Source organism: Urechidicola sp. KH5 (genome assembly GCF_054661455.1).
In genome coordinates, this window is record NZ_BAAFSW010000001.1 from 673,344 (window position 1) to 691,885 (window position 18,542).

The 18,542-nt window shown below is 32.7% G+C and carries 24 protein-coding genes; 6 read left to right on the forward strand and 18 right to left on the reverse strand.

The features are described from left to right. Nucleotides 1–5: 5 nt before the first annotated feature. On the reverse strand, nt 6–1,589 hold the full coding sequence (locus ACYQ5R_RS03055; protein ID WP_460189434.1) for an aldehyde dehydrogenase (NADP(+)): 1,584 nt from the start codon (nt 1,587–1,589) through the stop codon (nt 6–8). A gap of 73 nt (nt 1,590–1,662) precedes the next feature. Then, a complete protein-coding gene (locus ACYQ5R_RS03060) occupies nt 1,663–2,616 on the reverse strand; it encodes a dihydrodipicolinate synthase family protein (RefSeq protein WP_460189435.1) in 954 nt (317 codons plus the stop codon). 162 nt (nt 2,617–2,778) lie between these two features. Here ACYQ5R_RS03060 and ACYQ5R_RS03065 point away from each other — a divergent pair, with 162 nt between their 5' ends. Further along, complete coding sequence (locus ACYQ5R_RS03065) at nt 2,779–3,627, forward strand: AraC family transcriptional regulator (RefSeq protein WP_460189436.1); 849 nt, start codon at nt 2,779–2,781, stop codon at nt 3,625–3,627. On the opposite strand, the gene ACYQ5R_RS03070 is transcribed toward ACYQ5R_RS03065, so the two are convergent. The 9 genes from ACYQ5R_RS03070 to ruvC form a co-directional block, all read right to left on the reverse strand. Further along, nucleotides 3,624–3,983 carry an MmcQ/YjbR family DNA-binding protein gene (locus ACYQ5R_RS03070; RefSeq protein WP_460189437.1) on the reverse strand — a complete coding sequence of 120 codons (360 nt, stop codon included), beginning with the start codon at nt 3,981–3,983 and terminating at the stop codon, nt 3,624–3,626. The two genes, ACYQ5R_RS03065 and ACYQ5R_RS03070, sit on opposite strands and share 4 nt — an antisense overlap. Nucleotides 3,984–4,194: 211 nt before the next feature. Then, nucleotides 4,195–5,139, reverse strand: coding sequence for an alpha/beta fold hydrolase (locus tag ACYQ5R_RS03075; RefSeq protein ID WP_460189438.1), 945 nt, complete (start codon nt 5,137–5,139; stop codon nt 4,195–4,197). Then, nucleotides 5,136–5,888: a cyclase family protein gene (locus ACYQ5R_RS03080; protein ID WP_460189439.1), complete on the reverse strand. Its 753-nt coding sequence runs from the start codon at nt 5,886–5,888 to the stop codon at nt 5,136–5,138. The genes ACYQ5R_RS03075 and ACYQ5R_RS03080 overlap by 4 nt, the downstream gene beginning before the upstream one ends. Continuing rightward, entirely contained in the window at nt 5,885–7,027 is a 1,143-nt protein-coding gene (hemW, locus tag ACYQ5R_RS03085; RefSeq protein WP_460189440.1) for a radical SAM family heme chaperone HemW, read from the reverse strand. Before hemW ends, ACYQ5R_RS03080 begins: the two co-directional genes overlap by 4 nt. Beyond that, a complete protein-coding gene (locus tag ACYQ5R_RS03090) occupies nt 7,027–7,647 on the reverse strand; it encodes a hypothetical protein (RefSeq protein ID WP_460189441.1) in 621 nt (206 codons plus the stop codon). The genes hemW and ACYQ5R_RS03090 overlap by 1 nt, the downstream gene beginning before the upstream one ends. Beyond that, nucleotides 7,644–8,480, reverse strand: coding sequence for an ABC transporter permease (locus ACYQ5R_RS03095; RefSeq protein ID WP_460189442.1), 837 nt, complete (start codon nt 8,478–8,480; stop codon nt 7,644–7,646). Before ACYQ5R_RS03095 ends, ACYQ5R_RS03090 begins: the two co-directional genes overlap by 4 nt. Further along, on the reverse strand, nt 8,477–9,352 hold the full coding sequence (locus ACYQ5R_RS03100; protein WP_460189443.1) for an ABC transporter ATP-binding protein: 876 nt from the start codon (nt 9,350–9,352) through the stop codon (nt 8,477–8,479). The genes ACYQ5R_RS03095 and ACYQ5R_RS03100 overlap by 4 nt, the downstream gene beginning before the upstream one ends. Beyond that, nucleotides 9,352–9,855 (reverse strand): hypothetical protein, encoded by a 504-nt coding sequence (locus tag ACYQ5R_RS03105; RefSeq protein ID WP_460189444.1) that lies wholly within the window; start codon nt 9,853–9,855, stop codon nt 9,352–9,354. Before ACYQ5R_RS03105 ends, ACYQ5R_RS03100 begins: the two co-directional genes overlap by 1 nt. Nucleotides 9,856–9,919: 64 nt before the next feature. Further along, complete coding sequence (gene ruvC / locus ACYQ5R_RS03110) at nt 9,920–10,471, reverse strand: crossover junction endodeoxyribonuclease RuvC (RefSeq protein ID WP_460189445.1); 552 nt, start codon at nt 10,469–10,471, stop codon at nt 9,920–9,922. 53 nt (nt 10,472–10,524) lie between these two features. On the opposite strand from ruvC, the gene ACYQ5R_RS03115 reads away from it, so the two are divergent. From ACYQ5R_RS03115 to ACYQ5R_RS03125, 3 genes are all read left to right on the forward strand, one after another. Further along, nucleotides 10,525–11,649 carry a glycosyltransferase gene (locus ACYQ5R_RS03115; RefSeq protein ID WP_460189446.1) on the forward strand — a complete coding sequence of 375 codons (1,125 nt, stop codon included), beginning with the start codon at nt 10,525–10,527 and terminating at the stop codon, nt 11,647–11,649. 75 nt (nt 11,650–11,724) lie between these two features. Further along, complete coding sequence (locus ACYQ5R_RS03120; RefSeq protein WP_460189447.1) at nt 11,725–12,219, forward strand: hypothetical protein; 495 nt, start codon at nt 11,725–11,727, stop codon at nt 12,217–12,219. Between the two features lie 152 nt (nt 12,220–12,371). Beyond that, entirely contained in the window at nt 12,372–13,115 is a 744-nt protein-coding gene (locus ACYQ5R_RS03125; protein ID WP_460189448.1) for a Bax inhibitor-1/YccA family protein, read from the forward strand. On the opposite strand, the gene ACYQ5R_RS03130 is transcribed toward ACYQ5R_RS03125, so the two are convergent. The 4 genes from ACYQ5R_RS03130 to ACYQ5R_RS03145 are packed head-to-tail and all read right to left on the reverse strand — an operon-like array spanning nt 13,112 to nt 14,807. Further along, complete coding sequence (locus ACYQ5R_RS03130; RefSeq protein ID WP_460189449.1) at nt 13,112–13,246, reverse strand: hypothetical protein; 135 nt, start codon at nt 13,244–13,246, stop codon at nt 13,112–13,114. The two genes, ACYQ5R_RS03125 and ACYQ5R_RS03130, sit on opposite strands and share 4 nt — an antisense overlap. 7 nt (nt 13,247–13,253) lie before the next feature. Continuing rightward, complete coding sequence (gene mnmD, locus ACYQ5R_RS03135; protein WP_460189450.1) at nt 13,254–13,919, reverse strand: tRNA (5-methylaminomethyl-2-thiouridine)(34)-methyltransferase MnmD; 666 nt, start codon at nt 13,917–13,919, stop codon at nt 13,254–13,256. Further along, on the reverse strand, nt 13,919–14,335 hold the full coding sequence (locus ACYQ5R_RS03140) for a hypothetical protein (protein WP_460189451.1): 417 nt from the start codon (nt 14,333–14,335) through the stop codon (nt 13,919–13,921). Before ACYQ5R_RS03140 ends, mnmD begins: the two co-directional genes overlap by 1 nt. 1 nt (nt 14,336) lies before the next feature. Continuing rightward, complete coding sequence (locus ACYQ5R_RS03145; protein WP_460189452.1) at nt 14,337–14,807, reverse strand: DUF4920 domain-containing protein; 471 nt, start codon at nt 14,805–14,807, stop codon at nt 14,337–14,339. A gap of 132 nt (nt 14,808–14,939) precedes the next feature. Here ACYQ5R_RS03145 and ACYQ5R_RS03150 point away from each other — a divergent pair, with 132 nt between their 5' ends. Beyond that, nucleotides 14,940–15,998: a branched-chain amino acid aminotransferase gene (locus tag ACYQ5R_RS03150; RefSeq protein ID WP_460189453.1), complete on the forward strand. Its 1,059-nt coding sequence runs from the start codon at nt 14,940–14,942 to the stop codon at nt 15,996–15,998. 54 nt (nt 15,999–16,052) lie between these two features. Here the strand turns inward: ACYQ5R_RS03150 and ACYQ5R_RS03155 are convergent, their stop codons facing one another. From ACYQ5R_RS03155 to ACYQ5R_RS03165, 3 genes are all read right to left on the reverse strand, one after another. After that, entirely contained in the window at nt 16,053–16,811 is a 759-nt protein-coding gene (locus tag ACYQ5R_RS03155; protein WP_460189454.1) for a head GIN domain-containing protein, read from the reverse strand. A gap of 11 nt (nt 16,812–16,822) precedes the next feature. Next, a complete protein-coding gene (locus ACYQ5R_RS03160; protein WP_460189455.1) occupies nt 16,823–17,209 on the reverse strand; it encodes a pyrophosphohydrolase domain-containing protein in 387 nt (128 codons plus the stop codon). A gap of 227 nt (nt 17,210–17,436) precedes the next feature. Then, nucleotides 17,437–18,006, reverse strand: a complete 570-nt coding sequence (locus tag ACYQ5R_RS03165) for a DNA-3-methyladenine glycosylase I (RefSeq protein ID WP_460189456.1) — start codon at nt 18,004–18,006, stop codon at nt 17,437–17,439. A gap of 72 nt (nt 18,007–18,078) precedes the next feature. Between ACYQ5R_RS03165 and ACYQ5R_RS03170 the strand changes: the two genes are divergently transcribed. Then, nucleotides 18,079–18,474: a DUF6146 family protein gene (locus tag ACYQ5R_RS03170; RefSeq protein WP_460189457.1), complete on the forward strand. Its 396-nt coding sequence runs from the start codon at nt 18,079–18,081 to the stop codon at nt 18,472–18,474. Nucleotides 18,475–18,542: the final 68 nt, after the last annotated feature.

Genomic DNA, 18,542 nt, shown 5'->3' on the forward strand with positions numbered 1-18,542 from the left:
AAATATTAAATTTTACCGGTTGATTGTTCGCCATTAACCAATCTAGAAATTCCTAATACATTGCTATTCTGAAGTACTTCAGGTAATAATGTATCTGGCCAATCTTGATAACTAATAGGTCTTACCCAACGTTTTATAGAATGTATACCTACCGCTGTAAATCTGCTATCTGTTGAAGCTGGATAAGGACCACCGTGATTCATAGATGGACAAACCTCAACACCAGTAGGTACTCCGTTAAAAATCAAACGCCCTACTCTATTTTGAAGTGCGTTGATTACGTTGGTATAATTATTTTCTTCATTAGCATCGGCAATAACAGTTCCTGTTAATTGCCCCTCTAATTTTGAAATGATCGTTTCTAATTGCGCTGCATTATCACACTGTACAATCAAACTAAATGGCCCGAAAACCTCATGATGCAACGTTGGATTATTTAGAAAAGTGGCTCCTTCTACAGTAATTACTGCTTGTTGTGCATAGTTTTCTTGCACCTCGTTTTCATAAGCCCCAACAATTTGCACATCAGCCTGCTGTATAGCATTTGCTTTATTTCCTGCATAAGCTGCAGCAATATTTGGATGCAACATACACATAGGGTCAACTTTTAAGATCTCTGTTCCTAAAGCATTCACAAATGCCGTTAAAGCTTCACCCTTAATTCCTAAAATCAAACCTGGGTTAGTGCAAAACTGCCCAGTACCAAGTGTGATAGAACTTGCATAAATTGACGCCAATTCAGCCCCTCTATTTTGAAGTGCTTCTGGCAACATAACAACAGGATTGATTGACCCCATTTCTGCAAAAACAGGAATAGGCTCTTCTCTTTGAGCTGCCAAATTAAACAATGCTCGCCCCCCTTTAATACTCCCTGTAAATCCGACAGCCTTTACTCCAGTATGCTGTACTAATTGCGTTCCAACATCTATACCACTACTGTTGATATTAGAAAATACGCCGTTTGGCATTCCGGTTTTTTCAGCGGCTTTAATTATTGCCGAAGCCACCAATTCTCCTGTACCTGCGTGCATTGGATGAGATTTAACAATCACAGGACAACCTGCTGCAAGTGCAGCTGCTGTATCACCACCTGCTGTAGAGTATGCTAATGGAAAATTACTTGCACCAAACACAACTACCGGACCTAACCCTGTAAGCATTTTACGAACATCTGGTTTTGGCATTGGCGCACGGTTTGGGTCGGCTGTATCAATTGTTGCTTCTACCCAACTACCTTCTTCTACCAATGCTGCAAAAGAACGCAATTGCCCAACAGTTCTATCGCGCTCTCCTTGAGCTCTACCAGCCGGAAGACCCGTTTCTGAACAATACGTATCTATTAACAATGAATCTAATGCTAAAATTTCATCAGCTATTGCATTTAAAAACGCAGCTTTTTTAGAACCAGACATTGTACTGAAACTCTTAAAAGCATCAGATGCTAAAGCTACCGCTTCATTTATTTCTTCTATAGTCGCTTCTGAGTAAACCTGACTGTTTTCTGTATTTGTTTGCGGATTAAAGGTTTTATATGTTTTGGTTCCTTTGGCGGATACCTTATTTCCTATCTGGTTTTTCCCGGTAATCATCTTCACTTATTTTTTAACTATTTATTTCAAATTTACTCGTTTGAAAGTTTCATTTTTTTAATATTCGAATGGCCTAAACTAAATCTAGAACTTCAAGCCTTTCTTTTGCTAATATATACCTAGCTTTTACATCATTAATCTCTTGTTGCGTTAATTTCTTACCAAAGGTACGAAGTCCTCCTGCAACATCATTATGATGAATCCCCATTGCAAGTTTTAAATATTCTAATAACAAAGGCTGAGCATCTAGATACGATAATGAATTTAAAGCTTGAGAAATTTTGTTTGCCTTCGCCCATTCTCCATGTAAAACATACTCCTGCATCGTAACACTTGCTTTTGGAAAAATACAACCTACACCTGTAATTCCACCACATGCTCCAGCAAGTCCCGCATGCACAGTGACTGTGTCTACACCTGCCAAAATTTTTAATTCTTTATTCGCTAATAGCATCGTTTCAATAATTGAAACATCAATAGTTGATATTTTTAATGCCGTTACATTAGGAAGCGCAGCAAGCTTTAGAAGAAGATTTGTTGAGAGCGCATGATAACCGGCTGCATCAGGGTTGTTATAAGGCATAATTGTTACCCCCACATTATTTGCAGTAGCCTCAGAAAGCGCATAGTATTCAAACATTTCTTTTTCAGAAGGAGCCATCTTTGTTTTTGGTGGCATGACCATTACTGTATCTACTCCAACTGTCGCAAGTCCTTCAACAATTTTGGCAAGGTCTTCCTTTGTTTCTGCAGCTGCTCCACTAATCAGCGGAACATTGTATTCTTTAGCAACCTCAGAAAGAGCTTTAAGTAAAGAAAGACGCTGCTTGGTACTCAGGTAACTATTTTCACCCAAAGTTCCAGAACCAACAAGTCCGCTCATTCTGCTCCCTCCTTTTCCTTGAACTTTTAAAATACCTGCAGCCTGTTTTTGAGTTGCATCAAAGTCTATTTCAAGGGCTCCTGAATTTGACTCTTTTAACCATGTAAAAACAGCAGGCATTACGCCATTCCATTGTGTACTCATTGTATGCGAATTATTTTTTCGTAAAATTACATGGAGCTCCTTAAAACTCATACATTAATAATATCCACTACTTGTACATTTTTATCCATATATTTTATTCTTGTTGAATATTAGAATAATTATCGCTTAATTTGACTACCAATCAGAGTTAGTATTGTATCAATGAAAGTATTACCCTTTAAAATACCTAAGCCAGAAAATGAGGCATTGATTTATCAAGAAGATAAAGAAGTACAATTCTACAATAGGCTGCACCAACATGCAGAAATTCAAATAAGCTACATTAAAAGTGGTGAAGGTAGTTTGGTTATTGGCGATTCAATAACCGACTACAACACAGGAGATATTATAGTAGTTGGAAGTAATATACCTCATGTTTTTAACTCAGATATAGGAAGTAATAAACCAAGTTTTATGATGACGTTGTTTTTTACAAACGATTCTTTTGGTGAGGGCTTTTTTGACTTAAATGAATTTAGGAGTTTAAAGCGTTTTTTCAAACAGAGCGCTTTTGGTATGAAATTACTTTCGAACAAAAAATCCTTAGCATCTCATTTTCTAAAACTAAAAAAAGCAACCAAATTAGAGCGCTTTATCTTGTTATTTGAAATCATGAAACTTATTAATAAGTCTAAAACACAGCAGATTTCATCTTTTGTATATCAAAAACACTATAAGGATAATGAAGGTAAACGTATGAGCGCTGTATTTAATTACACCATGAGTCATTTTAATCAAGACATTACTTTAGATAAAATTGCCTCTGTAGCCTCTATGACTACCAATGCCTTTTGCAAGTATTTTAAACAGCGTACCAACAAAACATATTTTCAATTGTTAAATGAAGTGCGCATTGAACACGCCTGTAAATTACTGAATAGAGATAGAGATTTGTCTGTTGCTGAAGTAGCTTTACAATCTGGATTTCACAATATCTCTAATTTTAACCGAAAGTTTAAAGTAGTCAAGCACATGACTCCAACTACCTATAGAAAGTTTATTTTGACTTAAAGTGCCTCTAATTCTAATCGCACTTTTTTTGGTAGACCTTGTACTACTAAATCATAGGAGTGATCAATTAATTCAAAGAAAAAATCATTTGAAATACGGCCATCTGGTGTAACTGTATTCCAATGTTTTTTATTCATATGAAAGCCACCAATAATTGCCTCTCCAAATGTATCTCTTAATTCTAATGACCATTCTGGATCACATTTCAAGTTCACAGAAAAAGGAATTTTCTCTAGTCCACAGAGTGCAAACATTTTACCCATTACTTTAAAAACCAAAGTAACATCATCAAAAGGGAAGTGCTCTGTCACTCCTTTTTTAGCGATACAATAATTACGAAGCAATTCTATGTGCATAATCAATAAGATTTTAAAACCTTCTCTTCAAATATAACATACTTTGATGAGCGGTATCTTTTCGATTTTAACAAATTTGACTTTTTATACTTTCAATTTGGAAAGAATGACTCATTCAATATGAATGAACTTGATATAATTTCATAAAGACTCTTGGTTCCTTCATGGAGCGACATCTTTTTGACATGCATTTCCGATTTAGGTATGAAATTTATAAGTAAATAAATTCTCTAAAAATCTTCAAACTCTCTTTTGGATTTTCCTCCATAGGGACATGACCCGAGTTTTGAATCACTTTTAGTTGGGAGTTGGGCAGCAAACCATCCATGCGTTTTCCATTATCTAAAGGAATCCAAGTATCTTTTGCTCCCCACAACAATAAAGTAGCATTTTGAATGCTTTGTAGTTTCTCTAGATTTTCTTTTTCGTTCGGTTTAAAGTCAATTTTTGCTCTATCTATAAAAGCTTGCCGATTGCCTTCTCTTAATGCCAATTGATGATATCGAGTTACCAATTCATCCGTAATTTTTGTATCGTCTTCATACACCTCTCTCATGTTTTTCTTAATGAAAAACTTAGGTGTGATATATAAAAACGAAGAGTTAATTAACGGAGTTTTTGCCATTTTAAAAACAGCAGGTTGTGGTTTGTTGGTAGGTAATCCACTAGCATCTACAAGCACTAACTTTTTGACTCTATTGGGATTTTCTGCAGTATAATTCCACGCAATATTTCCGCCCAAAGAATTCCCAGCTAAATGAAACGTATTAAGTTTTAATTCGTTAATAAAATGATTTAAAAACTTTGTATAAAATTCAATAGAATAATCTCCTGAAGTATTCGGACCTGTTAAACCAAAAGCCGGTAAATCCATTCGAATCACTCTGTATTCTTTTTTCAATTCTTGAGTCCAATCATCCCAAGTATGAAGCGAAGAAGCTGTTCCATGAATTAATACAATGGGAAATCCTTGACCTTCATCTCGGTAATGAACTTGCATTCCATCTAGCTCAATAAACTGCGAGAACTCATTGGCATAATCTTTTTTGAGTTCTTCAACAGGAATATCAAAATAAACAAATGATGAAATAGAGAAAATTACAATCACAAGAATTGCAAGAAAAACAATTTTTCGTGATACTATTTTTTTAATCATGAGTTGAGAATCTTATACAAAATAGGTTTACTGGGTGTTGCATCATTTTCAAAAGGAGCGATCATAAGGTTTAATAAATATTCACCATCCTCTACGTCATTTGGCACATAAATGAACTCCGTAATTGTAGCGTCCATTCTAAGCTCTCCATCAGTATTCCAGAATGCATTGTGCGATAAAAGCTGACCATTATCTTTCTCTTTATCCACAGATGGCAAGTCCACCAACAAATGTTTGATTCCTTTTTCTCTCAAGTAAATGGCAGCTTTTTCAGATAAGTAGGTTGGATTTGTATTAGAGTATCTCATACTCTTTTTGTCTTCTAAATTAGGTAACGTCCTTATAATAATCGCATCCCGTTTTTTATTTCGTAACGCTGTTTTTAATTGCTTTACGCCAATAATAAAATCGTCATTATGAAATAAAGGCGCAACGGTTACGAGTTCTGCTAAATGAAAATAATACTTCAAATTTTGATTTACAGAATGAACTTTCTCAGTAATATGCCCAACGCATTCGGTATGAGTAATGTGTGAATGAGGGTTGAAATGAATGGAGTTGAAATTTACTACAGCTCCATTTACAACGGTCACCTCACAATGGTCAAACTTTTCTGGTCGTATTTTTGGATCGTCTATATACCAAGCATTGATATTTTCTTTACTCGGATCAATGGCTATAGATATATCAATGGGCAACGATACATCTATTTCTATTTTTCTGGAATTGTATTCTATTAATGCTTTCAATTTTTTTCGGTTAAATTCAACATAAATAATTCCGACGCTATTCCGTCTGCTAAAAACTTTCCTTTTTTGGTGGTCTTCAGAGAGTTGTTTTCAATATACAACAAATCTTCCTGAAGATAGTTTTTAGACTGCAAGGTTAGATATTCTAGATATGACTTTCCAAAGTTCTTTTCTACATATTTTAATGAAACTCCCCAAATGGTGCGTAAACCTGTCATTACTGTTTCATTGTATTGATCTGTTTTGGATAAGATTTCTCGTTCTATGGGCAACTCATTTTTTTGAATCGCTTCAATATATTTTGAATTATTACTCACATTCCAGCTTCTTTGTTTCCCGTTAAAAGAATGTGCCGATGGACCAATCCCTATATACGATTTCCCCTTCCAATAAGATGAATTGTTGATACTAAAAAAACCTTCTTTTCCAAAGTTAGAAAGTTCATAATGAATAAAATTAGCCTTCTGTAACTCTTCTATCAAAATATGAAACTGTTCATGTGCTTGCTCATCATTTACATCTTCAATAATACCTTTTTCAACGAAACTAGCCAAAGCAGTTTTAGGTTCTACAGTAAGTGCATAACTGGAGATATGAGGTACACCAAAAGACAACGCCGTTTGAATATTCTCTCTCCATTCTTCATGGGACAAACCCGGAATTCCGTAAATTAAATCTAAGGAAATATTATCAAAGTGACGAATCGCCTCGGATAAGCATTCTTTTGCTTCAACTGCATTATGTGCTCGATTCATTAATTTCAAATCTCGTTCAAAAAAAGATTGAATTCCTATCGAAAGTCGGTTGATTTTAGATTTTGATAACTCTACAATTTTATCCTTACTTAAATCATCAGGATTCGTCTCTAACGTAATTTCTGGTCTATCAATAACTCGATGATTTTCAAACACAGAATCGATAATTGCATCTATTTCTTTTTGTGACAAAAGACTCGGAGTTCCACCACCAAAATAAATAGTCTCAATAATTTCTCCACTTAATTCGTCTTTTCGAAATTCAATTTCTTTTATCAAACATATTATTATTTCATTCTTCTTTTTTAATGATGTGGAAAAATGAAAATCACAATAATAACAAGCTTGTTTACAAAACGGAATATGTAGGTAAATCCCTGCCATTAGGGAATATACACATATTGTAAGAATATTTTACCTTCTGTCTGTTCATCTGCTTCAGGTAAATCAACTAATTTATTCTGTCTTCCAATAAATCTCAATGGAACTTTAAACTTCTTTACACTAAATGTAATAAGCGATTCTGAAGGGTATTTTCCCTCTTCATAAGTATGAATTGCCTTCAGGGCTCCGTGCTTTCTTGTATTTATAATCGCTTCATAAATTTGAAACGTATCTTTGTTAAAAACTATATCTGCAGTTACCCATTGACTCTGATCATCTAGTGAAACAAGTTTATAAACTAGACGACCTTCTTTTTCTCCCATAGCAATTGCTTGCATGGGTGTTTTAAATAGTTCTTGAAATTGATTTACCAGTCCTTTTTTAGGTAATAATGCCAATCCTTCTCCTTTTACTTTTGGCTTTTGTCCCTCCTGAAAATCAACCAGAATGGTCTTTCTAGGAATTTGCATTCCCTCTACATGAATCGTTACAGTAATCTCACATTTGATTTTAGACTCATTACTATAAGCATCAATCAATTGCTGAATATTATCGTCTAGAATCTGTTGGCCATGTAATGAAAAGCAACATAAACTAATAAAAAAGCAAACTAATCTCATTCTGTAATATTCATTCGTTTAAACTTAAATAAGCAAATTGTAAAACAAATACCTATCATTAAAATTAAATATATAACGGAATTTAAAATAGAATCATACGGTATATCACGTACAAAAAACAATTGCCATTTAGACATGTGATAACTGAACAAAAATGGCTGCCAAGAACTAAAAATTCCGAAAACAAATGTTTGTAACAAAGTTAATAGAATTAAAATTCCGAGAGATACCAATATGGCAGTTAAAGTATTTCTAAACCAAATAGCAAATATCATAGCCAAACTAGAAAAGGCTACCATGGCTAAAGTTGCAAATACTAATGTTTGGAAAAACCTCTTTAAAAAAGAACTTTCTAGGATAAACTGTATCCCGTCAATAAACACAACCACATCTCCAGTACCAAAAATCGAAATGGAAGGAATTAATGCTGCAAAAGCCACAATAAGCATAAAGCAAATGACATATATAACCATTGCTAAAAACTTTGCGATAAAGCATTTTGTTCTGCTGGGTGATTGTGTTAGGAGTAATCTAATAGTTCCATATTCAAATTCTCCAGCAAAAATATGCGATGTTACGATTACAATAAGAACTGGAAGGTGCACCCACAATGTGTTTAAAGCTAGATAGGATATTAAATACCCATTTACCAAATTTCCTTCTAAGTAGAAGTAATTATTTATTGCTTGTAGCAAATAATTAAACAACTCTTCTCCATCACTATATAAACCTAAATCAATTACCAACATTAAAACGATGGCAATACCAAAAGTTAAATAGGTTCTACCTGATTTAAACAACTTAAAAAGTTCTATTCTAGTTAAGGCAATCATGCAGTAATTTCAAGATATTTCTGTTGTAATAAGGTTAAAGTGTTAACTCGGGTTGGAATACAAGATGCATCGACTAATTTTTTTACTAACATGGCAACTTGATTCTCTGGTAGTTTAACTTCATATGATGTTTCATTTATTTTTTTCACCTCTAAGTCACTGATTAATTTATTACTTGAATCATTAATTGGTTTATCAAATTCTAATTGAATGGTATTCTTAGATTGTTGCAGTTCTTCCTTCGTAATATCTAAAGCAATTTGACCATGATGCAATAGAATAAAATGATCTGCTAATTGCTCTAACTCATTTAACAGGTGTGATGATACAACAATAGTAATACCTTCTTCATTTAGTTCTCTTAATAACTGAATTAAATCTTGAAAACCATTTGGATCTAATCCGTTAAATGGTTCATCCAAGACCAATAAATATGGAGACCTCAACAAAGTTTGAGCAATCGCTAAACGCTGTTTCATACCCGTAGAAAAATGCGATACCTTTTTTGAGCCAACTTGAGACAAACCCACTTTATTCAGTAAATCTTGCACATCAACTGAGAGATTATTCATCCGCATAAGAATTCTTAAATTTTCTGCAGCAGAAAGAAAAGGATAAAATGAAGGAGCATCAATATGAAAGCCTGCGTACTTTTTTAACTTATCAAAGTTCAAATTTTCGTTCCTATATTTCAAAATTCCCTCATCGGGAAATACAAGTCCTGCTAAAATTTTTAAAATAGAACTTTTACCTGCACCATTTGGCCCTAGCAACCCAACAATACTTCCTTTCTTAAGTGAAAAAGAAACTTGTTTAAGAACATCCTGTTTACCGTATGATAAACTTAAATGAGTTACTTGTAACTGACTCATTACCAATAAAAATTTTTGAGTTGGTAATAGCGCGTAAAAAGAATCTTTTCCCAGAATTTTTTATGAAATAACACCAAAGGGTTTCTTATCCAAACTTGAGGAAATACATGATACCAGCGATATCCTTGAGTGTAGAAATACGCTTTAACTTTATCAGCGCAATTCAAATCTGCGGCCGCTGTAAGAATAGATATGCGCTGGCAATTAGAATACATAAATGGCCTTACTAGTCTATAATCAAATCCGTTGATGTGCAATTTATCTTTTATAAGCTTGTAATTTTGATACCTACCAAAGGCATCTAATTCTGAGAAAAAGGGCAAGACAAAACCTATCCATGTCAACAAAAGCCATTTATAAAAATAAAAATCAATGGTTTGATTCTTATATAAAAAAAGAATTTGCAAACCATTTATAAATAGCCACAGACCAAAAATCGCCATAAGGTGTAAAAATGCTCCAACTTGTATATACCTCATAAATCGATAAAATATTATAGCCATTTTTGATGGCTTTAACGCTTTATTTTCCGTTTTGACCATAGCCAAATATAACCAAAAATGTTTTCTATTTCACTTTATCTGGATTCTGACTGATAAACGATTTCCAACCCGAATAGCTCTTGTCAACACCAATCCTACCTTGATTATAAAAATGACAAACCGCTGCTGCAAGGCCATCTGTTGCATCTAAATTCTTTGGCAACTCCTTTAGTCCTAAAGTATTTTTAAGCATGCCCGCAACCTGTTCTTTACTAGCATTCCCATTTCCAGTAATGGCCATTTTAATCTTTTTGGGAGAGTACTCTGTTACCGGCACTTGTCTACTCAATCCTGCAGCCATTGCAACTCCTTGAGCTCTACCCAGTTTTAACATGGATTGCACATTTTTGCCAAAAAAGGGTGCTTCAATTGCTATTTCATCTGGATGATAGGCATCAATTAGTTCAAGAGTTCTTTCAAATATGTGTTTAAGTTTTATGTAGTGATCGTCATATTTTTTTAAAACTAATTCATGCATAAGCATAAACTTCATAGTTTTTCCTTTAATTTTAATCAAACCAAAGCCCATGATTGTTGTTCCTGGATCAATACCTAATATGATTTTTTCTGAACTCAATATTTTGTTTCTTTGCTGTAAATGTAACAAAAGTGGAGGCTATATTAAATTCTATGATCTATATTTTTGGAAGTATTCTTATTATTTATAGCCTATTAATTTTTTGGCTTTTTATTGGTTATTTAAAGGTATCAACAGCCACCAAAAAAACAAATGATTTTTATAATTCATTCTCAATTATAGTTCCATTTAGAAATGAAGCTGATAATTTGCCAAAATTGCTGCACAGTATTGAAAAGCTGCACTATCCAAAAAACAGGTTTGAGATAATTTTTGTTGACGATGCATCTACAGATAATGGAAAAGAAATTATTGAAAAATTTAATAAACTAAACTTAGAAATCCAGCTAACTATTTTAGCAAATATTAGGCAAAGTAAATCTCCAAAAAAAGATGCTATTGAACATGCAATTAATGCTGCAAAATACGACTGGATAATAACAACAGATGCCGACTGCAGCGTACCAAAATCATGGTTAAATATATTTGATTCAACCGTCAAAGAGCGTAACCCTGTTTTAATGGCTGGAGGCATTTATATTAAGCCTCGTAATTTTTTACAAATTGTAGAGCTCTTTGATTTAATTAGTTTACTCGTTTCAACTATTGGAAGTTTTGGCAATCGTAAACCTATGATGTGCAATGGTGCCAATCTTTGCTATAAAAAGTCCGTTTTTTATGATGTTAGTGGATTTAATGGTAATAATCATTTAGCCACAGGAGATGATTTTTTTCTGCTTCAAAAAATTCAGTTAAAGTATTCAACTCAAGTTACTTACATTAAATCTAATGAGCATTTAGTAGAAACTAATGGGAACCTTAGTTTAAAACAGTTAATAGAACAACGAATACGTTGGGGCTCAAAAACAACAATGGCAAATAATTTCACTAAGTTAATTGGATTCATAATACTTTTATCAAACTTGATATTTATAATATTTTTACTTATTTCTTTATTACTTGATGTTTCTTGGTATTATTTCACAACATTTCTTTTATTAAAATCTATTATTGATCTTTTACTAATATTTCCGGGACTTCTGCTGTCGAGGCAATGTAAATTTCTATTGTTCTATCCATTTATAAGTTTTATACATCCTTTCTTGCTGACTATCTTTAGTTTTGGTTCCATCTTCAAAAGAAACTATACCTGGAAAGATAGAAGTCACATTTCTTAGACACTCTTTATAAATCTGATATTAATCTTTAACATTTTTAACAAATTTCATATACTTGTAACCGTAAAACCAAAAATGAAAATGAAGGCTTATACTACATATAAAATTTACCCTAAAGCTATTGAAGAATTTATAAAAGACCACTACGATTTAAATACTATAAATTTTGGAAATATTGAAAATAATGTAAAAGCCATTCTTCAAAAGTTGAAACTTGATACTCAATTGGAATGCGAATGGGATATAACCCCTATGTATTTTTTTGATAAAGTAGATATAAGCAGAAAATACAACAAGCCTTCAGATTTTGATCAATATTCAAATTTCACCTTTGCATTTACCAGTAAAACGGATAAGAAAACCACAAAAGAATATGAAAAAGCAATTGAGACTCTAGAAGATGAGTTTATTGTAAAATATCAAGACAGAATTAAAGCAGAATACAAACTAATTAAAAAACAAGAAATTAAAATAAAAAAGAAGAGAGAACGTTTAATTTATATCGCTTCTGCTTTAATATTTACTGCACTAGCAACGTTTGTAATCGTTTATAAATCAATCCAAAACTAAAATTTACTTTTAGAGATCATAAAAATAAAAGACAACACTAAGCAAACAAACAGTTCGTTTTTTTAAATAAAATGCATGTTATTGGCAAATACTTGCAAATTAGAATATTATTCATATATTTGGTACTTGTCAACCCCATTAAGCCCCACACTATGGCTCTTTATTATTACAAAACCTCGAACCCAGCGTTCAGTAGAGATGTATGGAAAGGCTATGCATCTTCTTCAAACAAAATGACCGTTAACGGCATTATTTTAAAATCTTTTTTTTGCTCTTTATTAGTTGCAAGTGCTACTTGGATTACTTGGCAATTCGCAGACAAAGGATATAATCCAAGATTATTTATGTATGGTGGTCTAATTGCAACAATATTTTTTAGTTTAATTACGGCCTTTATTCATCGATTAGCACCGGTTCTTGTGCCCTTATATTCATTTGCTTTAGGATGTTTCTTAGGAGGACTAACGTTAATAACTGAAAGTAAATTTAAAGGCATGCCATTACAAGCAATTGGTGTTACAATTACAACATTCTTTGTGATGTTATTTTTATATAAAGCAAAAATTGTTAAGGTAACCGAAAGATTCAGAAGTGTTCTAGTTGTTGCAATAACAATTATAATGACCATCTACGCAATGAGTTGGACATTACGATATTTTAGTATCGAAACTCCTTTTACAATATTAGATAGTACATCTTATTTATCCATCGGATTTAATATCATCGCTTCTGGAGTAGCGGCGTTTACACTACTTTTAGATTTCGATTTCATTGAAAGAAAAAAGAATCACGTTCCAAAATATATGGAATGGGTAGCCACTTGGGGTCTTCTTATGACGCTCGTATGGGTGTATGTTGAAGCCTTGAGAATGATGAAAAAAATCGCTTTGAATTAATTTTTAAACAACCATTCTGTTATAGCACCTGAATTTAACCAAATGGTAAGAACACCTAATAAGGCAACGAGTAAAATTATTAATCTTGTTTTATTAGGTTTTTTTCTTTTTCTAAATCTTTCAAATTCCATAATTACTCTATTTAGGTTTTATCGCTCTTAGCATTTCTCTTTTTCCAGGGGGTCCAGGTAATTTTTCAACTTGAAATCCAACTTCAAGCATTGCTCGTCTTACACTTCCTTTTGCAGCGTAAGTTACCAAAATACCACCAGATTTTAATGCATTAAACATGCGGTCAAACATTGCTTCAGACCATAATTCTGGTTGAACTCTTGCACCAAAAGCATCAAAAAAGATTAAATCAAAAACTGAAACATCATTTATTTCCTCAAAACGTTGTTTCCTTTTCTCAAGGACAAAATTCTCTGAAATCTCAATCGGAATTTCCCATTGTTCTTCATGCATATTACTAAACTCTTTTTCATACAGTTTAGCATTTAAAGCATCTACATAATTCAATTTTTGTACTTCAGAAGCAGCAACTGGATAGGCCTCAACCCCCACATAATTTATTGATTTATTTAACCTTTTAGATTCCAAAAAAGTAATAAAAGCATTTAAACCTGTGCCAAATCCTATTTCAAGAATATTAATTGTATTATGTTGAACAATATGCAATCCATGTTTTATAAAAACATGCGTAGCTTCTTGAATAGCCCCATGTTTTGAATGATAGTGCTCGTTCCAATCTTCCAAGAAAATTGTTGTAGAACCATCAGCCGTTTTGATTACCTTTCTTTTCACTAAGGAATTTTGAGTTTTTCTATTCTAGGTATTGGGCCAGTACAAGATGTTTGATGACAAGCAACACATGTATTTATCGCAAGATTATAAACCTCTTTTACAGAATCTTTCGGGACACTATAAAGTTGCTCTTGATAATTTTCAAAAACTTTTGCAAAGGTTGTAAAATTCTCATCACGATTAAAATTCTCAGACATAGAAGCAGAATGTATCAGTTGCAAATTATAAGGCATTTGCAAAAGAGAATCTCCAAGTACAATGCGTGTCTTTAGACTGTCGTGAAACACATACATCTCTTCCATCATTTGTGCCAATTCAGATGTTTGATACATTTCAAATGACTCTTCAGCTGTTGGCTTTTCATTTGAACAAGAGTAAACTATAACAACAATAAATAGTACAACTATTCTTTTCATACTATTTTGCCATTAAAACTCCATCTGCAAGAAAAGAATACGTTCTTTTAGCCTCTGTGATAGCAGCAATTTCTTCTTCGGATTTTCCTTCATCTTTGGCGTAGTGTTGCAACTCAGAAACAGATACTTCTTTCACAAAAGCTTTTCCATGCACAATTACTTCACGCTCTTCTGAGTTTAGAGGAACAAAAAATCCATAGTCTTTAAATTTCACCATTGATTCTAGATCATCTCCTAAATCCAATTGCATCCAACAACCTTTTGCCTTACAAACTTTATTTACTTTAGATTCAAATGTAACTTCTATACTATCTCCAGGTTGTAAATTTTCGAATTTGCTCATCATAGCCTCTTTACTAATTGCTCCTTCAGAATTAAAAGTTGCACCAAAAGAAGCATAATCTAACTGTACTTCCTTTTTGCAATTCATTAAAAAAACCGCAAATAAAATGAGAATTCCTACTTTTTTCATGGTATTATTTTTAAAGGTGATTACAAATGTAAACAATCAATAAATGCTGTTAAAAAATATGTGCAGAATAATCATGCCTTTATGTAATTTCATACCTTTACACTAGATTAATAATACAATTGTTAGAGCACAATGGCACACAAAATCAAAGTTAAGAAAGTAGCTACATCTAAAATCAACGACGTTGATTTTGACAATTTAGCTTTTGGAAGTGTATTTTCAGATCACATGTTTGTAGTTGATTTCAAAAATGGAGAATGGCAAAATGCCACCATTCAACCATATGCACCAATTAGTCTAGATCCATCTGCAAAAATCTTTCATTACGGTCAGTCTATTTTTGAGGGAATGAAAGCCTATAAAGATGCTAACGGAGACATCCTACTATTTAGACCAAGAGACAATTGGGATCGACTTAACAAATCTGCTAGTAGATTAATGATTCCAGAGGTTCCTGAAGAAATTTTTATGGATGGCCTAAAACAACTTTTACAAGTAGATAGCGATTGGATTCCTACTCAAGAAGGAAGCTCTCTATACATTAGACCATTTATGTTTGCCTCAGGCCAAGGTTTTCATGCATCGCCAGCAGATGAATATAAATTGATTATTTGTACTGCTCCTTCAGGTGCTTACTTTTCAGGAAAAGTTAAAGTATTGATAGAAGAAAAATATGCTCGTGCTGCCAATGGAGGTGTTGGTTATGCAAAAGCTGGAGGTAATTACGCCGCGCAATTTTATCCTACAAAATTAGCTGCAGACAAAGGATATGCTCAAGTTATTTGGACAGATGACAATACACATGAGTACATTGAGGAAGCTGGTGCAATGAATATATTCGTTCGAATTAACGATACTTTAATTACGAGTCCAACTAGTGATAGAATTTTAGATGGAATTACCCGTAAAAGTATTATTCAAATTGCTCAAGATGCTGGAATTAATGTAGAAGTACGCAAATTGAAGGTAACGGAAGTTGTTGAGGCTGCTAGAAATGGAAGTCTTAAAGAAATGTTTGGTGCTGGTACAGCTGCAGTTATATCACCGTTATCGGGATTCGGATTTAAAGATGAAGATTTTGATCTTCCAGAACTAGATGATTCTTACGCAGATATGTTAAAAAAGAAAATTACAGATATACAAACAAATAAAGCAGCAGACCCCTATGGTTGGAGAGTAGTTGTAAAGTAAAATATATCCATTTAAATAATAAAAAACCCGATGCTTTCCCATCGGGTTTTTTATTTAAAATGATTCAATCGTAGCTTCTCCTAAAATAAGCCCTTTATCTACTTTTGGATTTCCTTTATAATAGACTTCTGTTTCTCCATAAGCTGTTACTTTTAACCTCTCTGCAACATTAACCTTTACCTCTCCATCTCCGTAAGCTGTAATTTTAGCTGTTTTACTTTCTACGTTACTCAGCAAAACCTCACTATCGCCATATAAAGTAAGTTTTTGATTTTCTATTGCACCTTTTTTAATTTTAAACTCGCATTCACCATATATTGTGGTTTTGGAGTTATTAAAATCAACTTCATCTATTGTAACCTCAGAATCTCCATAAATGGATAAAACAAATTTATCTTGTTGTAAAACATCTTTAATTTTATACTCCTCCTCTCCTCTTAATGACAGTTCACTAATGTCTTTATAAGTAACCGTTGCACGAACTACAGTACCCTTATAAATTGGCACCTTCTGTTTCCAACCTTCATAATCTACTTTTTTATTTTTAGTAGTCATCTTGGCATCATCTAGATAAATCCTTAAAGTATTACTATTTACTTCAATATTTAATTTATCTCGACTTTCACTTATAGAATTAATGGTTACCGACTCTTCAGTTCCTTTTTGAAAAACGACCTCCACATGTGGGCTTATAATAACCTTCTCAAATGAATTTACTTTTACTACTTCTGATTGTGCAATTGTTACAGGCACAGCAAGCATAAAGGCAACCGCTGCCAGCCAAAACAATCTTTGTGATTTTAAATTTTTCATAGCTTCTTATTTTATTTATCCAACACTTCTTTAATATTTGGTTTAAAGTAATTAGGTCCTTTCATCACTTTTCCATCTTCTCTGTAAATAGGCTTACCATCTGCCCCTAACTTACTCATATTACTTCGTTGAATTTCTTCAAACACTTCTTCTATTTTATATTGCATTCCATGCTCTAATATTGTTCCACATAAAATATAGAGCATATCTCCTAAAGCATCTGCAACTTCAACCAAATCCCCATTTTGTGCAGCCTCAAAATACTCTTCATTTTCCTCTGCCATCAAATTAAATCGCAATGTATTCTTAGCACCTCCTAAATCCGCTGTTGGCTCTTGCTTAATTCCTAAACCAAAAGCTTCATGAAATTGCTGTACTGCACCTATTTTACTCTTCATTATTCTATGTTTTTATGTAATTTTGTGGTATAAATATACATTTTTATGCTCTCACCTGGTCAGAAAATATTTGCAGTTTTTTTTGTAATCGCATTTACAATTTTTATGATTGTTATGTATCGTAAGGATTTAAAACTTCACAGAATATATTATAAAAATGTGTACAAAGTTCTATTAGCAATTATTGTTGTAATTGCACTGTTCACAATCATAACATTTTCACTTCACTAAACAGATTGTGCTTCTTTGAATCTAAAACAATCCGTAGTGTGATCATTTACCATGCCTGTGGCTTGCATAAATGCATAAACCACTGTAGCACCTACAAATTTAAAACCTCTCTTCTTTAAATCTTTAGATATTTTATCTGAAAGCGCAGTGTTTGCTGGAACATTTTTAATTGTCTCAAAATTATTGATAATCGGTTTACCTTCGGTAAAACTCCAAATATAATTGGAGAAAGAGCCAAATTCATTTTGAATTTTTATAAAAGACTGTGCATTTGTAATAGCAGAGTTTATCTTCAGTTTATTTCTGATAATACCTTGATTCTTCAGCAAGGACTCATATTTCTTTACATCATAATTGGCGATGGCGTTATAATTAAATCCATCAAAAGCCAATCTAAAATTTTCTCTTTTCTTTAAAATGGTTATCCAACTCAAACCAGCTTGAAAAGTTTCTAATAGTAAAAATTCAAAGAGAGTTTTATCGTCAAAAACAGGAACACCCCATTCTTCATCATGATATTTTATATATAAAGGATCTAAACTTACCCAATCACATCTTTTAGGCATAATTCTTGTTTCTTACAAATTTATCAGTTTAACCCACAATTAACTTTTATTAATCTTTAAATTTGGAATGTCATGAAACAGTTAATTGTAATTTTAGTAAGCATTTTATGTTTAGCTGCTTGTAGCTCAACAAAAACAACCAAGGTAAAAGAACCTAAAGAAGAACCTGTGGTAATTGAAAATGACAGTCTAGAATACAGAATAATTATACTAGACCTCGGATTTAACACCTACTTAAATACTATTGCAAGGCCTAAAGAGTTTTATACGCAACAGTACTACGAAAACAAAAACTTATTTTATGTAAACGAATGGAACATTCGTAACAGAGACCCATTAAGATGGGGTGATTTTTATCAATCAAAAATCGATTATTCTCCACAAGTTGATTATGGATTGGATGTTAATTACAAACTTTATAACTATTTTAAGTTTTGTGAACATAAATATGGCATACGATTTTTTTAGGGCTTTACCTCGCCAGTATAAGTATTATCATTTTCCAAATTATTTAATCGTCGTAAGTTATCGTTCAT

Bases quoted from the DNA above. Each gene is read 5' to 3' on its own strand.
- ACYQ5R_RS03120 (WP_460189447.1), top strand. From the start codon at position 11,725: ATGAAAATGAAGGCTTATACTACATATAAAATTTACCCTAAAGCTATT.
- ACYQ5R_RS03055 (WP_460189434.1), bottom strand. From the start codon at position 1,589: ATGATTACCGGGAAAAACCAGATAGGAAATAAGGTATCCGCCAAAGGA.
- hemW (WP_460189440.1), bottom strand. From the start codon at position 7,027: ATGGCAGGGATTTACCTACATATTCCGTTTTGTAAACAAGCTTGTTAT.
- ACYQ5R_RS03150 (WP_460189453.1), top strand. From the start codon at position 14,940: ATGGCACACAAAATCAAAGTTAAGAAAGTAGCTACATCTAAAATCAAC.
- ACYQ5R_RS03130 (WP_460189449.1), bottom strand. From the start codon at position 13,246: ATGGAATTTGAAAGATTTAGAAAAAGAAAAAAACCTAATAAAACAAGA.
- ACYQ5R_RS03070 (WP_460189437.1), bottom strand. From the start codon at position 3,983: ATGCACATAGAATTGCTTCGTAATTATTGTATCGCTAAAAAAGGAGTG.
- ACYQ5R_RS03075 (WP_460189438.1), bottom strand. From the start codon at position 5,139: ATGATTAAAAAAATAGTATCACGAAAAATTGTTTTTCTTGCAATTCTT.
- ACYQ5R_RS03095 (WP_460189442.1), bottom strand. From the start codon at position 8,480: ATGATTGCCTTAACTAGAATAGAACTTTTTAAGTTGTTTAAATCAGGT.
- ACYQ5R_RS03125 (WP_460189448.1), top strand. From the start codon at position 12,372: ATGGCTCTTTATTATTACAAAACCTCGAACCCAGCGTTCAGTAGAGAT.
- ACYQ5R_RS03145 (WP_460189452.1), bottom strand. From the start codon at position 14,807: ATGAAAAAAGTAGGAATTCTCATTTTATTTGCGGTTTTTTTAATGAAT.
- ACYQ5R_RS03060 (WP_460189435.1), bottom strand. From the start codon at position 2,616: ATGAGTACACAATGGAATGGCGTAATGCCTGCTGTTTTTACATGGTTA.
- ACYQ5R_RS03115 (WP_460189446.1), top strand. From the start codon at position 10,525: ATGATCTATATTTTTGGAAGTATTCTTATTATTTATAGCCTATTAATT.
- ACYQ5R_RS03160 (WP_460189455.1), bottom strand. From the start codon at position 17,209: ATGAAGAGTAAAATAGGTGCAGTACAGCAATTTCATGAAGCTTTTGGT.
- ACYQ5R_RS03165 (WP_460189456.1), bottom strand. From the start codon at position 18,006: ATGCCTAAAAGATGTGATTGGGTAAGTTTAGATCCTTTATATATAAAA.
- ACYQ5R_RS03170 (WP_460189457.1), top strand. From the start codon at position 18,079: ATGAAACAGTTAATTGTAATTTTAGTAAGCATTTTATGTTTAGCTGCT.
- ACYQ5R_RS03140 (WP_460189451.1), bottom strand. From the start codon at position 14,335: ATGAAAAGAATAGTTGTACTATTTATTGTTGTTATAGTTTACTCTTGT.
- ACYQ5R_RS03105 (WP_460189444.1), bottom strand. From the start codon at position 9,855: ATGGCTATAATATTTTATCGATTTATGAGGTATATACAAGTTGGAGCA.
- ACYQ5R_RS03155 (WP_460189454.1), bottom strand. From the start codon at position 16,811: ATGAAAAATTTAAAATCACAAAGATTGTTTTGGCTGGCAGCGGTTGCC.
- ACYQ5R_RS03100 (WP_460189443.1), bottom strand. From the start codon at position 9,352: ATGAGTCAGTTACAAGTAACTCATTTAAGTTTATCATACGGTAAACAG.
- ACYQ5R_RS03090 (WP_460189441.1), bottom strand. From the start codon at position 7,647: ATGAGATTAGTTTGCTTTTTTATTAGTTTATGTTGCTTTTCATTACAT.
- ACYQ5R_RS03065 (WP_460189436.1), top strand. From the start codon at position 2,779: ATGAAAGTATTACCCTTTAAAATACCTAAGCCAGAAAATGAGGCATTG.